The 14,191-nt window shown below is 36.1% G+C and carries 18 protein-coding genes; 16 read left to right on the top strand and 2 right to left on the bottom strand.

Features of this window, described 5'->3' with window-relative positions:
* Positions 1-39 precede the first annotated feature (39 nt).
* The 7 genes from ACO052_RS11900 to ACO052_RS11870 all read left to right on the top strand — a co-directional run bounded on the left by ACO052_RS11900 (position 40) and on the right by ACO052_RS11870 (position 6,035).
* Positions 40-1,191 carry an NAD-dependent epimerase/dehydratase family protein gene (locus tag ACO052_RS11900; protein WP_422103985.1) on the top strand — a complete coding sequence of 384 codons (1,152 nt, stop codon included), beginning with the start codon at positions 40-42 and terminating at the stop codon, positions 1,189-1,191.
* A gap of 282 nt (positions 1,192-1,473) precedes the next feature.
* A complete protein-coding gene (locus ACO052_RS11895; RefSeq protein ID WP_422103984.1) occupies positions 1,474-2,682 on the top strand; it encodes a hypothetical protein in 1,209 nt (402 codons plus the stop codon).
* A gap of 20 nt (positions 2,683-2,702) precedes the next feature.
* Entirely contained in the window at positions 2,703-3,494 is a 792-nt protein-coding gene (locus ACO052_RS11890; RefSeq protein ID WP_422103983.1) for an alpha-ketoglutarate-dependent dioxygenase AlkB, read from the top strand.
* 14 nt (positions 3,495-3,508) lie between these two features.
* The gene (locus ACO052_RS11885) at positions 3,509-4,048 is read left to right on the top strand and encodes an endonuclease V (protein WP_422103982.1); all 540 of its coding nucleotides are present in this window, start codon (positions 3,509-3,511) and stop codon (positions 4,046-4,048) included.
* The gene (locus ACO052_RS11880; protein ID WP_422103981.1) at positions 4,045-4,470 is read left to right on the top strand and encodes a GNAT family N-acetyltransferase; all 426 of its coding nucleotides are present in this window, start codon (positions 4,045-4,047) and stop codon (positions 4,468-4,470) included. Before ACO052_RS11885 ends, ACO052_RS11880 begins: the two co-directional genes overlap by 4 nt.
* A 101-nt stretch (positions 4,471-4,571) precedes the next feature.
* Positions 4,572-5,228: a TlpA family protein disulfide reductase gene (locus tag ACO052_RS11875; RefSeq protein WP_422103980.1), complete on the top strand. Its 657-nt coding sequence runs from the start codon at positions 4,572-4,574 to the stop codon at positions 5,226-5,228.
* 120 nt (positions 5,229-5,348) lie between these two features.
* On the top strand, positions 5,349-6,035 hold the full coding sequence (locus tag ACO052_RS11870) for a DUF4919 domain-containing protein (protein ID WP_422103979.1): 687 nt from the start codon (positions 5,349-5,351) through the stop codon (positions 6,033-6,035).
* 22 nt (positions 6,036-6,057) lie between these two features.
* On the opposite strand, the gene ACO052_RS11865 is transcribed toward ACO052_RS11870, so the two are convergent.
* Positions 6,058-6,816, bottom strand: a complete 759-nt coding sequence (locus ACO052_RS11865; protein ID WP_422103978.1) for a DUF481 domain-containing protein — start codon at positions 6,814-6,816, stop codon at positions 6,058-6,060.
* A 148-nt stretch (positions 6,817-6,964) separates the two neighbouring features.
* Here ACO052_RS11865 and ACO052_RS11860 point away from each other — a divergent pair, with 148 nt between their 5' ends.
* The 9 genes from ACO052_RS11860 (at position 6,965) to ACO052_RS11820 (ending at position 12,904) form a co-directional block, all read left to right on the top strand.
* Complete coding sequence (locus tag ACO052_RS11860) at positions 6,965-7,294, top strand: ArsR/SmtB family transcription factor (RefSeq protein ID WP_422103977.1); 330 nt, start codon at positions 6,965-6,967, stop codon at positions 7,292-7,294.
* Positions 7,287-7,757, top strand: coding sequence for an SRPBCC family protein (locus tag ACO052_RS11855; RefSeq protein ID WP_422103976.1), 471 nt, complete (start codon positions 7,287-7,289; stop codon positions 7,755-7,757). The genes ACO052_RS11860 and ACO052_RS11855 overlap by 8 nt, the downstream gene beginning before the upstream one ends.
* Before the next feature lie 70 nt (positions 7,758-7,827).
* Positions 7,828-8,955: an alpha/beta hydrolase gene (locus ACO052_RS11850; protein ID WP_422103975.1), complete on the top strand. Its 1,128-nt coding sequence runs from the start codon at positions 7,828-7,830 to the stop codon at positions 8,953-8,955.
* A 3-nt stretch (positions 8,956-8,958) separates the two neighbouring features.
* Positions 8,959-9,534 (top strand): Crp/Fnr family transcriptional regulator, encoded by a 576-nt coding sequence (locus ACO052_RS11845; RefSeq protein WP_422103974.1) that lies wholly within the window; start codon positions 8,959-8,961, stop codon positions 9,532-9,534.
* Between the two features lie 73 nt (positions 9,535-9,607).
* Positions 9,608-10,294 (top strand): hypothetical protein, encoded by a 687-nt coding sequence (locus ACO052_RS11840; protein WP_422103973.1) that lies wholly within the window; start codon positions 9,608-9,610, stop codon positions 10,292-10,294.
* Positions 10,295-10,322: 28 nt separating this feature from the next.
* Entirely contained in the window at positions 10,323-10,913 is a 591-nt protein-coding gene (locus ACO052_RS11835) for a dihydrofolate reductase family protein (RefSeq protein ID WP_422103972.1), read from the top strand.
* A 107-nt stretch (positions 10,914-11,020) separates the two neighbouring features.
* On the top strand, positions 11,021-11,878 hold the full coding sequence (locus tag ACO052_RS11830; RefSeq protein WP_422103971.1) for an alpha/beta fold hydrolase: 858 nt from the start codon (positions 11,021-11,023) through the stop codon (positions 11,876-11,878).
* Positions 11,875-12,366 (top strand): RNA polymerase sigma factor, encoded by a 492-nt coding sequence (locus ACO052_RS11825; RefSeq protein WP_422103970.1) that lies wholly within the window; start codon positions 11,875-11,877, stop codon positions 12,364-12,366. Before ACO052_RS11830 ends, ACO052_RS11825 begins: the two co-directional genes overlap by 4 nt.
* On the top strand, positions 12,356-12,904 hold the full coding sequence (locus ACO052_RS11820) for a hypothetical protein (protein ID WP_422103969.1): 549 nt from the start codon (positions 12,356-12,358) through the stop codon (positions 12,902-12,904). Before ACO052_RS11825 ends, ACO052_RS11820 begins: the two co-directional genes overlap by 11 nt.
* Positions 12,905-12,926: 22 nt before the next feature.
* Here ACO052_RS11820 and ACO052_RS11815 read toward each other — a convergent pair whose 3' ends face one another.
* Positions 12,927-14,111, bottom strand: coding sequence for a peroxiredoxin family protein (locus ACO052_RS11815; RefSeq protein WP_422103968.1), 1,185 nt, complete (start codon positions 14,109-14,111; stop codon positions 12,927-12,929).
* Positions 14,112-14,191 lie beyond the last annotated feature (80 nt).

Below are 14,191 nucleotides of genomic sequence, written 5' to 3'. Positions count from 1 at the left end.
TTAGAGCAGCATCGAAGATCAAATAAAACATTTTGACCTATGGAAAAAAGCAGACGTACATTTTTAAGAAATAGTATGGCATTAGGACTGGCTTCATTAATTGCTCCCAACGCTTTAGAAGCTCTAGGTGGTTTTGCTCCTAATGATAAAAAACTAAACATATTAATTCTAGGAGGTACTAGTTTTTTAGGACCGCATCAAATTTCTTATGCCCTAAAAAGAGGACATAAGATAACGACGTTCACACGAGGTAAAACGGTTCCTAAAATACATGGAGAACTTTTTTCTAAAGTAGAACAGCTCATAGGAGATCGAGAAAATAACCTAGAAGCCTTAAAAAATAGGAAATGGGATGTCGTTATTGATAATTCAGGACGTAAAACGAAATGGACTGAAGATACGGCGCGATTACTAGTAGATAACGTAGGTTACTATATGTATACCTCTTCAATTAGTGTCTACTATCCATTTACAGGTGATGACTTTACCGAGAATCGCACTTTAGTTACAGAAATTCCAGAAAATATTGATGAAGGCGAGAAACAGACCTATGCCTATGGTGTGATGAAGGCCACATCCGAAATGGCAACTATAAAAACCTTTGGATCTGAACGATCAATGATAGTAAGACCTACTTTAATTGTTGGTCCAGGAGACAGAACTGACCGTTTCCCTTATTGGTTGGCAAGATTGGAAAAAGGTGGAGATATCATCATTCCAGGTAGCCCTACAGAAGTGGTGCAGTATATCGATGTAAGAGATTTGGCCGAATGGATGATAAGACTCTGCGAAACTAAAGCTGCCGGTATCTATAATGGCTCTGGCCCAGGGTTTAAAATGACCACCAATGCCTTTGTTCACGGTATTCATGCCTGTTTTAATTCTGCCGTTAATTATATACAAATTGATGATCTTCAATTTTTACAAGATAATGGACTAATTGGTATTCAACCATGGGTGATACAATTACCACAATATGCAGGAATGTCACAAAGTGATAATAGCAAAGCGATTAAAGCTGGCCTTAGCTTTAGATCCTTAGCGGATACCGTAGAAGCTACCAAATCATGGTGGTATTCAGATGCCGTTTCACAAAAAAGACGCGACAATATATTGACCAATGAACGGTCATTTATGAAAAGAGAAAAAGATATTTTGATGAAGTGGAAACAACACTTAAAGAAGGAATAAAAAAAGATGCGCTATTGGAAAAAGCGGATGTAAAACGAATGAACCATACGGAAATTCCTAAAGTACCACCAAAACCTAATGCTGGTTAAAAACTAGGGCCTGAGTTATGATAATCCAAATTCCCTATCTGGTTTTTAAGCAATTGCGATGTAACGGTGTTAATAACTTTGCTCTAATTCAAATTTTAAGGTCTCGATTTTTGACATTTAAAATTTATTTTAGTTAGACGAAAGCGAGGTAAATACAGGGATATTTACATATGACTATAATTGATAGGACTAAATGCATACCGAAAACAAAATTTCTAAATCAAAAAATGCACTTCTTGTGCTGCCTTCTGTGCTTGATGGAAGTAATGAATTGAATGATCTCAAGACACATTTCTGTGGAGAAATTCTAAGCGAAATATCTGATATTCAAAACCCTAAATATAAAAAGCGATATGTTTGCGGTGATTTAAAAGAGCTAAAAAACTTGAGTTTTGAAATCGATGTAATCAAAGCCTTATCTTTTAATTACGAACATCTTAATACCGTTAACCTAATCGATCTTGGTAAAGTTCCGTATAGTATCCACGATGTAGGAGTCTATTTCAAAAATTTATTTGGTGATGGTAATTATTTCAAAGCGATTCAAACCGAACATGTTTTTCAAGAGCTGACAGAATCCAATAAGCCTTCTAAAGCTTTAAGAAAAGGGATCTATATCACCAATGTTTCTAAAGAAGAAACTGTCAGTCATGGTGAAGTTCTGCGTTTTAATCTGTTGAGATGTTCTAGCAATTTAACCGGTCCATCAGATAACTTTCGCCAAACAGATCATCATATACTCCATACGCTAAATAATGCTGTTCAATGTACTTTTGAAAAAGAAATCCAATTGAATCATGTCTTAGCCCAGATTTATGAGAATAAGAAAACTGACAATGGTAAAGAAACAAAAGCAAGGATTAGTGCGCATTCAGATAAAACTAAAGATATGCCCAAAGCAGGGCTAATCGCTTTTTGTACCTTCTATAATAATGTTCAGTTTGATCACCTTCAACCATCTGAAACTGATAAACACGACTGGGTTTATAAAGAGCAAAGTGGACTAACGAGGTTACTCTTCAAATTAAAAAAGACCGTAGAAGACGACTCCCTGGTTAAAGAGTTTAGTGTAACACTGTATCCAAATTCAGCATTTATAATACCACTTTCCACCAACAGATGGTATACACATGAAATAAGGCCTTCCGTGTTAAATATGGATAAAATCCCAACACGTATGGGATATGTCGTCCGTTGTTCTAATTTAGAAGCGATATACAAGGACCATCAAGTATACATTAGGGAAGACGGAGAATTGTTAAAGTTAGAACCCATGACAGTTGAAACTATGGAAGACTTACGAAGCACTTATTTAAAGGAGAATAAAACTGAGGATATGATAACCTATAAAAAGATCAGATTTAGCATGAACTCTGGTGATTATAAGAAACCGATATACTAAATACCACATAAAGCTGGTTAATGGACAACTTTGGATTTTATAAAATAACCATTGATTTAGATCGCAATCTATTTGACGAATTTTCGAACTCGGTTTCATTTGAAGTTACCGGTAAAGGACGATTAGGAAATCATTTGGTCTGGGAAGATGAAAGGGGCATTCCATTAGTACGAACGACTACAAATTACAATATACCTGCTCATCTTTTCTCCTCTAATCACAAGATGTTAGTCCGTAAAATCAAAGCCAGTATGGAAGATGATCCGCTTTTCCAATCATTGCATTTTAATAATGCTTTAATCGAGATATACGATCAAAATTATAAAAAAATGAAGTACCATTCCGATCAATGTCTTGATGTAGAAAAGAACTCATTTATTGCGCTATTTTCTTGTTATGAAAAGCCCAAAGAATTAAGCTTGCAGTCCATTAGAAAACTTAAAATTAAGGATAAGTCTACCGATGAAGAAACAGTGTTTGATCTCACCCATAACTCTGTGATATTATTCTCTACACCAACCAACTCTAAGTACCTCCATAAAATAGTATTAGAGCCCGTTAAAGGCATGAAACCTCTAGAATCGGATAATAGGTGGTTAGGTATCACCTTCAGAAATTCCAATACTTTTGTTAGATTCAAGGATGACAGACCTTATTTTTCAAATGGTCATCCACTGGAATTGGCCGATAACCATCAGAGAAAAGCCTTTTTTCAACTTAGAAGTCAAGAAAACAAAAGTAATGACTTCGTATATCCAGAACTGAATTACACATTAAGCTCAGCCGACCTTTTAGCACCTGTAAAAAGTTAAATCCAAGATTTTCTATGATACTAGCATTCGATACCTATTATTTTGACACTAAAGCAAAAACCGTTTGCCTGAGTTTCGAAACTTGGACCGATGCAAAACCAAAACAGCTAGTTTCTGAAATCATTGAAGGGGTTGCCGCCTATGAATCGGGTGAATTTTACAAAAGAGAATTGCCATGTATTCTAAGCTTGTTGAATAGGTTTGATTTAGATGCTATTGAATTCATTATTGTGGATGGTTACGCTGTTTTAAATAATGAAGGAAAATTAGGTCTCGGAGGCCACCTTTTTGAAACTCTAAATAAAAAAACACCTATAATTGGTGTAGCAAAATCAAGGTTTAATGGCAATAACCGCTACTCAAGGGAGCTTTTTAGAGGCAAAAGTAAAAATCCTTTATATATCTCGGCTAAAGGCGTAGCTTTAGATCTAGCTTTTAATCTCATCCAATCCATGCATGGGGACTATAGAATACCTACCCTACTTCAAATTTTGGATTCTAAAACAAAAGAAAAAGCGGGTACCAACTTAAATAGCATAAAGACCCAAAAATGAAGATTGATATTCTAAAAAAACAGCAATTAAGTCCTAGGGTTCAAAAACAAATCTCTGAGTTATTCAAACAATTGGGAGGTGACAAAACACAAGTTGCCTTAAACGATGTCATAGATGGCAATAATCAAATAACGCTTGCCTATTGCGAAGTTCATAATGAAATTATTGGGATGGCACTGATGTGTCATTACAATGTAATTTCTGGAAAAAAAGCCTGGATTGAAGATGTTGTTGTCAACGCAGCATATAGAGGTCAAGGCATCGGAAGAAAGCTTATGACTAAATTAATTGCCTCAGCAAAGGAGAAAAATATATCGCAAATACTGCTTTTTACCGAAGACCATCGCGCATCGGCCATACATCTGTATTCAGACTTAGGTTTTAGGGTTAAAGCCAGTCGAATTTACACCTTGGCGCTTTAATAAATACCATACAATTCACTATCTTTAGATGATAAGCGCTCATCATTCATGCGCTTTTTAATACATCGTAATAGGCCAAACGGCAATCGCAATTATAAAAAATGGAAGAAATAACGAAATCAATTGCTGAGTACGCAATGTTTTTTGACCACTACGGAAATTATGTCTTGATTCCTGTGATTATACTGGTGTTTATTACCGACTGGAAAGTTGCCAAATCGAAACTGTCACATCTTAAAAAAAAGGTCATCAGAACGAGTCTAACGATTTCTGCCACCGTTTTGGCCATATTAATCTTTCTTATCAACGTTTCCTTTAAACCAATGATTAGTTCTATGTCTAAAGTCGATCAGGCTATTGGAACAGAGATGGTTCATTTTGAGTATTTAAATATTGATAGTCAACACATTGAAACACTCGAAACGTATAAGAATAAGATTATTCTTTTAAATTTTTGGGGAACCTTTTGTCCCCCATGTATTAAAGAATTTCCGGATTTAAAACGGCTAGAAAGTGAATTCCCAGAGGATTTGGTAGTGGTTGCAATTAGTAATGAGCCCCCAGAACACATTGAAAAATTTATTACTAGAGTACCAAGACCCTCCATCATAGGTTTTCAAGAAAATTATTCTTGGATCAATCCAGAGAAATTTCTGCCTGTTACCATAATTATTGAAGAAGGGATAGTTAAGGAGCGCTTTTTAGGAAGAAAAACTTATGAAGAGCTTGTTGCTATCGTAAAACGTTATAAAAACTAATTTAAAAAGACTTGAAACTGATCCTTTAAAGCAACACTCTAAAAAGTATATTCTAAATAAATTGTTATTGGCTTCTTTGGTATAATTTTGATTTGTAACTTAATGTTTTAAATCTTTTCTATGAAAACTTACTTCTTACAACTATGTTTATTACTAGTATCTTTTTCCTTTTATGCGCAACAAAATATTATAGGAAAACCCAACTACAAGAAGATTAAAAAAAGCATCCAAAAAGAAAATGGAGACTTCTATTATCCTGCATTGATGGAACGTTTTAAAGCTGGTGATTCGACAATGAACATAGACGAAAAAAGACACCTATACTATGGCTTTATAAACGAAGATTTATATTCACCTTACGGTAGGTCTGATTATAGTGATAGCCTAAGAGAAGTCTTAAAAAAACCTAATCACAATGATGGTGACCTTGATGAAATAGAGAAGTTTTCGGATTCTATACTCGTAGAAAAACCCTTTAGTTTTAAGGCAATGAATTATAAATTGTATGTTTTTGATACCAAAAAAGACACCCTCAATTTTAATAAAACTATCGATAAAGTAAATATTGTGTTAGATGCTATATTTAGTTCTGGTGATGGTAAAAAAAAGGAAAGTGCATTTTATGTCATAGAAACTTCTCATGAGTATTTTATTTTAGAAGTTTTGGGCTTTCAATTTGGTGGGACACAAAGGCTTATAGAACATTACGATTACTTAGAGATTGCAGAGAATGAATCTGGAATTGAAGGTTTGTATTTTGATGTGAGCCCCTGTTTGCAATCCTTATCCAATACTTTTGGTGACTAGAATCTATGTTTCCCGTTCAAAACTAATAGCTCTTCAAAGTGAACCCAAAGGTTAAAAACTGGTCCTCACGCTTCTGGCCTTCAACGACAATACTTTCAAAGGTATGTAGGTAATTGATCTTAAAGTTTAAGAATTTCCAAATGGGGAGTTCTAATCCAAAATCAGCTTGCCAGCGGTAATTATTACTTTCCTCCAATGAGGGTTGAATATAACTTTCGTGAGTAATGATCACCTTCTTTTTAAAGAGATAATATTTCCCATTCACCCAAACGGTAGCACGAAAGGTATTGATCTCGTCATTGCTATCGTAGTCATCAATATTGAAATCGGTATTGTCAAAATTCGTTTGCTCATACTCACTGGTCAACGAGAACTTTAACCAATTCTTCTCTTTTTTATAAGCCTGCCATGTAAATCCGGCGCCAATAAGCGAGCGCGAACTAATCTCTCGCCTAAAATTGGTACTTAAAAAGCCTAAGACCTGTGGGTAAATTTTCCTTTCGGGATTGAAGTATAAAAAGTTAAGGCTCAAAAAGTCGGCATCGGCCTTTTCCCTGCCAAATTCTTGGTAGACATAGGAATTTTGGGTTTTAACCACCCACTTCTTCCAAGGCTTATAGGTCACCCCAGACTTGGTCCTAAATATCAAGGTTTCCACATTACCCCCTTGCCAAAACCCCGTTATGGATAAATCCGCCTTAATTTTCAGCGAATCACTTTCGTTAATTTGCGCTGATAGCAAGATAGGTAACCACAATAAAACGCATAATATCTTTTTCATACTAACCTCTCGTTTCAAATGCGAAGATATTTAATTGCTCAGTATTCCCTTTAAATGACCTGAAGTTTTTACGATAACGTTTTCTTAGAATAAATTTGCGTAACCGAATGATTACATGTATATTTGTAACCAAACAGTTACATATATAATGAGAAGAGATGTGTTTCAAGCCATTGCAGATCCAGTTAGAAGGGCTATTATCGAATTACTGGCATCTGAATCCTTGACTGTTAATCAGGTAGCAGAACAATTTGAAATCAGCAGACCTGCTATTTCCAAACACCTTAAGATATTAAATGAGTGCGGGATCATTAGTTTTAACCAAGTTGGAAGAGAACGTCTATGCTTAATCCAACCGCAAAAATTAATTCCAGCTTTTCTATGGATAAAACAGTACAATAAGTTATGGGAAGACCGTATAGACGCCTTTGAAAACTACATTAATCAATTACAAACAAAACAGCATAAAAATGAGTGATTTAGCAAACAGAACAGCAACCATCGAAAAAACATTTAATGCACCTCTAAAACTGGTATGGGATGCTTGGACACAATCAGAGCACATAGTAAAATGGTGGGCCCCCAAGGGTATGGCCATTAACGTCATTGAGCACAATTTTGAAGTCGGTGGGACATGGAAATATAGCATGCTTATGCCCGATGGTAATGAATTTATATCAGAAGGCAAATACACTGAGATTTTAATTCATGAAAAAATTGTAACGCAGGCCGACTTTAAACCCATGACCCAAAATGTAGAAATACAAATACACTTTGAAGCCGATAAGGGCCAAACAAAATTTACGTTTAAGGTCATTCATGCCACACCAGAATATCGCAAGCAGCAAGAAGAAATGGGCTTCTATAATGGATGGGGATCTGCCTTCGACAGACTTGACATGTTTCTTAAGGACGCCATAAATAATACCAAAAACCCATAAAACTTTATATCTTTTTTATCTAAAAATCGGTAGTATAAACGCATAAATCTATAAATCCGACTCTAATAAAATGACACGACTTTTCATATGTTTTATCTGTTTAGTGTTTGTTACTTGTCAATCACCAGATTCAAAGCAGAATATCAAGATCAGTGATAATGCTAAAAACCATATTACTATTGGCGAACGTTCGAGTTTGTTTTCGTCATCCTTAAATGAGGACCGGCCCATCTTCCTGTCCTTACCAACAAATTATGAACGGAACACCCACTCCTACCCTGTTATCATAGTATTAGATGCTGAATATTTATTCAATATCACAACTTCTATTGTAAACATAAAAGCATCTAGGAACGAGATGCCAGAGAGTATTGTTGTTGGTATCCCGAATACCAAGGGCAAACGCTATGATATGGCCATGGAATTGCGCTATGAAGACGGTAGTACCTTTTTTGGTAATGCCGATGGTAAGGCCATGCCTAGCTATTTGACATTTTTAAAGGATGAATTGCTTCCTTATTTAAAAGAAAACTATAGAGTGAATAATCATGAAACCATCATAGGTATGTCCCCTACATTTGGACCTGTTCTAGAAGCGTTCTGGAATTCGCCCAATACATTTGACGCTTATATCGTTTTGGCCTCGGAACTCGCTGTGAAAACAAGTTCTGGAGCAACTGTCAAAGAACGTGTTCTGAAAGCTATTCAAGATAAACAACGCACTAAAAGTGCCATCTACATTGGTAAGGCCAGTGATGACCTAAAACGAAGACCAGAAGATGAAACTCTGGCATATACCGAATTGAACCAGGAGCTAAAACACACCGCTAATCCAAACATTAATTATAAGATTGAAATCCTTAAAAAGGAAAATCATTATGGGATGTCAATTTCTGGAATAGAACATGGTCTAGAAACCATTTATCCGTTTGAAAAATGGAATATTCCCTACAGGAATTTCTGGAATTCAGAGCAACCAGCGGTCGAAATTAAGACATTCTATGATGAACTTTCCAAAGCATATGGTTTTGAAATTCTCCCACTCGAAGATGCGTTCTATGCCTCACAAACCTTATCTGGTACTTTAAGGCGTTTAGAACGGCAAGGTCGAAAAAAGGAACTAAAAGACGTATTGCATTTGGCAATGGCCTATTACCCGAACTCACCAGAGCTAAAAAAATACGTATCAAAGCAGTAGCCTATGCACAATAAGGAATCGCTTATCAATTTTATTCTCAATGTCGTTGACATTTCAAAACAAGATGCGCAAGACATCGTAAAACGCTTTAAACCTATTGCATTGAAGGAAAAGGAATTTCTATTACAAGAACAGGAATTCAGCGATGCTTATCTCTATTTAGAAAAAGGGGTCATGCGCACCTTCTTGTATGATTTGAAAGGCAACGAAATCACCATTGATTTTTTTACCGATAACAGCATCGTATTTGAAGTCAATTCTTTCTTTAACCGGGTTCGATCCGAAGCGAACATTCAGGCCATAACGGATTGTTATGGGTATACCGTGACCTATGATGAACTCAACACGCTGTTCCACAATAAACCGGCATTTCGCGATTTTGGCCGAGCGCTTCTCGTAAAAAAATTTAGTACGTCCCAAAAACGGAATTTTGGCCTCATTAATAAAACAGCCATCCAACGCTATCAGAACTTAATGGCCTCTCAACCACAAATCTTTCAGTATTCTCCGTTAAAATATATTGCATCTTATTTGGGAGTTACCGATAGCACGCTAAGCCGATTGCGAAAAAAAATGTAAAACAAGCATTTCTTGCCTTTTGTCAAGTAGAATTAAAAATAACTACGAGACCTTTGTTAAAAATCCAAGACCAATGGCAGAGGCATCACTATTTACAATTAGCCTATTCTTAATCACTACAGTTTTAGCCCTATGGCTCTTTTATAAAGTCGGAAACAGTAAACTTTCAATTTTTGGTATTCTGATTTGGATGGCCATTGTTGGGCTTCTTGGGGTTTATGGTTTTTTCAGGGTCAGAGATGCCATACCGCCACGATTTATTTTCTTATTGGTCCCAGGAATACTATTCGTCATTATGCTTTTAACAAGTAAAAAAGGTAAAACCTTTACCAATCAATTGGATTTAAAATGGTTGACCCTACTGCATATTATTAGGATCCCAGTCGAAATTGTCCTGTTTTTTGCTTTTATCGAAGGTTTAATCCCTGATGTAATGACTTTTGAAGGTTACAATTACGATATTCTTTCTGGACTTACAGCCCCAGTAATCTATTATTTGGTTTTTGTAAAAAAGCGACTAGGGAAACGCGGGCTTCTGGCATGGAATTTTATCTGCTTGGGGCTACTCTTAAACATCTTAACCATCGCAGTGCTAAGTGCACAAACCCCTTTTCAAGTCTTCGCTTTTGATCAACCCAATATCGGAGTCACCTACTTCCCCTTTGTATGGTTACCAACAGTTATTGTGCCTATGGTATTATATGCACATCTAGCAAGTATAAAACAATTATTATATTCGAAAGAAACATTAAAGACTTAAACAATATACAACCATATAAACACACCTTATGAGAGATTTAGCAATATTAACTTTTCAATCGCTCGACGGCGTAATGCAAGCTCCAAGTGACCCAAGCGAAGATACTTCTGATGAATTTACAAAAGGTGGCTGGGCAAAACCCTATTGGAACCAAGTAATGGAACAAGTGATGCGAGAAGCCATGGCTGAACCATACGACCTTCTTCTAGGTCGAAAAACCTATGAAATTTTTGCATCGCATTTCCCCAATGCAGATAAAAATAACCCCGTTGCACAACGATTAAATAAGGCTATAAAATATGTGGTAGCCTCTAATGAAAGTCCAATAAACTGGGAAAATTCAGTTAACATTAAAGGTGATGTTATATCAGAAATACAAAAACTAAAAAATAAAGAAGGACCTTTATTGCAAGTTCACGGAAGTTGGGAACTCATTCAAGAATTACTACAGTACAATCTTATTGACCAATTACGTCTTTGGACCTTTCCGGTGATTGTAGGTTCTGGAAAGCGACTTTTTGCGAAAGATTTAAGCCTAAAAAGTTTGTCTTTGATTAAATCAGAAATATGCGATAATGGTGCCATAATGTCCATTTACAATCTAAACGGAAGTGATTAGTCTATACATGGTTTCTAAACATGATCGTTAAGAATTAAAATCTTTTGATCGTGACATGTAACATTTTCCAAGTTCTGCATCTAAAGGAAAATTAAAGTTTAGAAATCATGAAAAAAATAGTCTTATTAGTCGTCACCACCTTTTTGTCTTTCGCTATTCATACTCAAGTCGACCAAACTGTCAAACCCATACATGTCAAAGTCGTAGGTGAAGGAAACCCTATTATACTTATCCCAGGATTTACCGTTCCAGGAGAGATTTGGAATCCCTTGGTTGAGGAACTAGAAAAAAATTACGAGTGTCATATTGTGACTCTAGCAGGTTTTGGTGGCAAAGCCCCTATTGCCTTTCCTTGGTTACCTAAAATCAATAGGTCACTGAAAGCCTATATCGCTGAAAACAATTTACAGAATGTGGCAATCATCGGACATAGTCTGGGAGGCACCATTGCTACATGGTTAGCAAGTCAAGACAATGCAGCAGTCTCAAAACTCATTTTAGTAGACGCCTTACCAGCAGCGGGTGCTTTAATGATTCCCAATTTTAACCCTGACAACCTGGCCTACGACAGTCCATATAATAAGCAACAACTCGCTATGGATGATAAGCAGTTTGAGCAAATGGCAGCTATGATGTCACAAGGCATGAGCCTTAAAAAAACAGCACAAGACACTATTAAAAAATGGATTATAATGGCCGACCGCAAAACCTATGTCTATGGCTACACCGATTATCTTAAATTAGACCTCAGAGAAGATTTAAATAAAATTTCGGTACCCACTACAATTATAGCGGCTACCCAACCCTATGGAAAAGACATGGTGACCAAAACGTATAAGGAGCAATATGCCAATCTAAAAAATTACAACTTTATCTTAGCCGAAGAAGCCGCACATTTTATAATGCTAGATAGGCCAGATTGGTTTATCGACGAAATTCAAAAGTTGTTGTCACCCCAAGAATGAATATAGAAGAAGACTTTACTGAAATCTATAATACCCGCGCATCAAAAGTCTATAGACTTTGTTTGGGTTACGCTTCAGGCAATGTTGAGATGGCCAAGGAATGGCAACAAGAGACCTTTATAAAAGTTTGGAATCATCGGCATTCGTTTAAGGGCAAATCGTCCATTGATACCTGGATTTATAGAATAGCCGTAAACACCTGCTTGGGAGATTTGCGTAAAATCAAAAAAAATATCCCTATTAGCGATACATTTTTAGGAAACACAAGTACAGAAGAGGATAACAATGACAATGCATTGCATATCAGAAAAATGTATCGCTGTATAGAACAATTGTCCCAACAAAATAAGGCGCTCATACTATTAGAGTTAGAAAATTTACCGCAAGCGACTATAGCCGATACTGTTGGATTGAAACACGGCACACTAAGAACACGATTAAGTCGCATCAGAAAATCACTATTAAAATGCATTACAAATGGAACATGATATATTAGATAAGCTCTGGAACACACAGGGAGACACCACAATCAAAAATCCTCAAGACATTATTGCCAAAGCTAAAAAGCAGCGAAAAAGACAGCAAGCCTCCAGTTTTATAATGAGTCTGACCGTAATCATACTCATAGCATACACCATTTATGTAGCCCCTAGTCGGTGGAATAATTTCACATTGGGTTTATTGTTAATGATTGGGAGTTTAACCTTTAGAGTATTGTTGGAATTTGGAACCATACACCGCAAGCAAAGCCGGCTCCTTGCTTTGGACAACCAATCCTACAAAAATTACCTTAAGAAACACTACAGGTTACGCTTAATTATTAATTACCTGATTACACCAATTTGTATTTCACTCTATATTTACGGCTTTTATTTGCTATTACCGTATTTCAAGAAAACATTTTCCGAAGGGTTTTACGATTATATTGTCATTTCTGGTGTGGCCTCGCTCATAGTAGTCATTGCCATAATTATACATAGTATTATAAAAGAATCCCGTTTTTTGAGGCAATTGAAGCAATACTAATAGGATTAAAATTCACCTCTTGCTATTCGTTTAACAATTCAGCCACAAAGTTTTCAAACTCTGTTTTAAAAGCAGTGTATTTTTCACCAGTGGCCGGGCCGTTAAAGCCCGTATGTATTTTGCGCACCTTTCCCTGTTTATCTATAAAAATTGAGGTTGGATAGGACAGCACATGGTTGAGCATCGGTAATTTTTCTTGGGCTTTAGTTTTGCTAGAGGTGCCATATTGCGCCAAAAGTATGGGGTATTCGATACCTACTTTGGATTGCAGGCGTTCAATACGGCTAAACGCTGTGGTTTGATCCTTGGCATATTCAAAGGCTAGGGCAATAAATTCAAGGTCTTTATCCTTGTTTTTCTTGTAAAAGTCGGCATAATATTTACTCTCATCCAAGCAATTTGGACACCAAGTCCCCATAATCTGAACAATAACCACTTTGTCTTTAAATCGCTCGTCCTTCAAACTTATGGGTTCATTAGCCGTATTAGGAAACGTAAAATCGATAGTGTCATAACCTTCCTTTAAAAACGTTAACTCATTGGCACTAGGCAATTCATACGTGGCATTACGCTTGGCGACAAAAGGTTCTTTCCAATGGTTCCCAGAATAAAAAGTGCCTTCCATAGTAGAATCGGTCACTTGAGCCATAAATAAAAAGGCATGGGCCCCATCAAAGGTGGAGAGCTTCATAGTATTACCGTCCATAACACCTTCAAGATAACGGTAATCACCAGTTGTGGTTCTAAAAGTTCCTGTGACCTTTTGTCCTTCCTGCTTAAAAATGCCCTTGGCGATATATTCATCGCCTTCAATGCCTTGACTAAATACGGTTTCCCAAATACCCGAAACATCTTGAGTTGGTTTAGAATCAATTTGAAATCTCTGATTATCATGCCCTTCAGCTCTAAAGGGCACTATTCTGTCTAAACTTTCTTTAATAAAAAATCCATTCAAGCTTTCTTCATTACTAATTTTAGCAGCGATATAACCCTCAAACACTGGTGTAGTGATAAAAACGGAATCGTTTCGATATTCAATTTCGTCTACCTCAATGACTTCTTCTGCATTATATATTTTTAATTTGTCTTTCGATTCTACTTCAAAAATGAATGGAATTTCTTGATTATCTTGAATAGATAACCATGCTTTATAAGTTCCTTGTTCCAAAAACTTATTCTTCACGTCAATATCACAAGATGTAATCATTAAGATTAGAACTAAGTAAAAAAGAATAAATCGCATTATAATAAGGGTTTATATAGAGTTCGAAATAACAACAAATAACT

Source organism: Winogradskyella sp., assembly GCF_965228925.1.
Lineage (GTDB): Bacteria > Bacteroidota > Bacteroidia > Flavobacteriales > Flavobacteriaceae > Winogradskyella.
Note: the sequence above shows the minus strand (reverse complement) of the source record. Positions and strands in the feature narration are given on the sequence as shown.

Bases quoted from the DNA above. Each gene is read 5' to 3' on its own strand.
- ACO052_RS11900 (WP_422103985.1), top strand. From the start codon at position 40: ATGGAAAAAAGCAGACGTACATTTTTAAGAAATAGTATGGCATTAGGA.
- ACO052_RS11895 (WP_422103984.1), top strand. From the start codon at position 1,474: ATGCATACCGAAAACAAAATTTCTAAATCAAAAAATGCACTTCTTGTG.
- ACO052_RS11890 (WP_422103983.1), top strand. From the start codon at position 2,703: ATGGACAACTTTGGATTTTATAAAATAACCATTGATTTAGATCGCAAT.
- ACO052_RS11885 (WP_422103982.1), top strand. From the start codon at position 3,509: ATGATACTAGCATTCGATACCTATTATTTTGACACTAAAGCAAAAACC.
- ACO052_RS11880 (WP_422103981.1), top strand. From the start codon at position 4,045: ATGAAGATTGATATTCTAAAAAAACAGCAATTAAGTCCTAGGGTTCAA.
- ACO052_RS11875 (WP_422103980.1), top strand. From the start codon at position 4,572: ATGGAAGAAATAACGAAATCAATTGCTGAGTACGCAATGTTTTTTGAC.
- ACO052_RS11870 (WP_422103979.1), top strand. From the start codon at position 5,349: ATGAAAACTTACTTCTTACAACTATGTTTATTACTAGTATCTTTTTCC.
- ACO052_RS11865 (WP_422103978.1), bottom strand. From the start codon at position 6,816: ATGAAAAAGATATTATGCGTTTTATTGTGGTTACCTATCTTGCTATCA.
- ACO052_RS11860 (WP_422103977.1), top strand. From the start codon at position 6,965: ATGAGAAGAGATGTGTTTCAAGCCATTGCAGATCCAGTTAGAAGGGCT.
- ACO052_RS11855 (WP_422103976.1), top strand. From the start codon at position 7,287: ATGAGTGATTTAGCAAACAGAACAGCAACCATCGAAAAAACATTTAAT.
- ACO052_RS11850 (WP_422103975.1), top strand. From the start codon at position 7,828: ATGACACGACTTTTCATATGTTTTATCTGTTTAGTGTTTGTTACTTGT.
- ACO052_RS11845 (WP_422103974.1), top strand. From the start codon at position 8,959: ATGCACAATAAGGAATCGCTTATCAATTTTATTCTCAATGTCGTTGAC.
- ACO052_RS11840 (WP_422103973.1), top strand. From the start codon at position 9,608: ATGGCAGAGGCATCACTATTTACAATTAGCCTATTCTTAATCACTACA.
- ACO052_RS11835 (WP_422103972.1), top strand. From the start codon at position 10,323: ATGAGAGATTTAGCAATATTAACTTTTCAATCGCTCGACGGCGTAATG.
- ACO052_RS11830 (WP_422103971.1), top strand. From the start codon at position 11,021: ATGAAAAAAATAGTCTTATTAGTCGTCACCACCTTTTTGTCTTTCGCT.
- ACO052_RS11825 (WP_422103970.1), top strand. From the start codon at position 11,875: ATGAATATAGAAGAAGACTTTACTGAAATCTATAATACCCGCGCATCA.
- ACO052_RS11820 (WP_422103969.1), top strand. From the start codon at position 12,356: ATGGAACATGATATATTAGATAAGCTCTGGAACACACAGGGAGACACC.
- ACO052_RS11815 (WP_422103968.1), bottom strand. From the start codon at position 14,111: ATGATTACATCTTGTGATATTGACGTGAAGAATAAGTTTTTGGAACAA.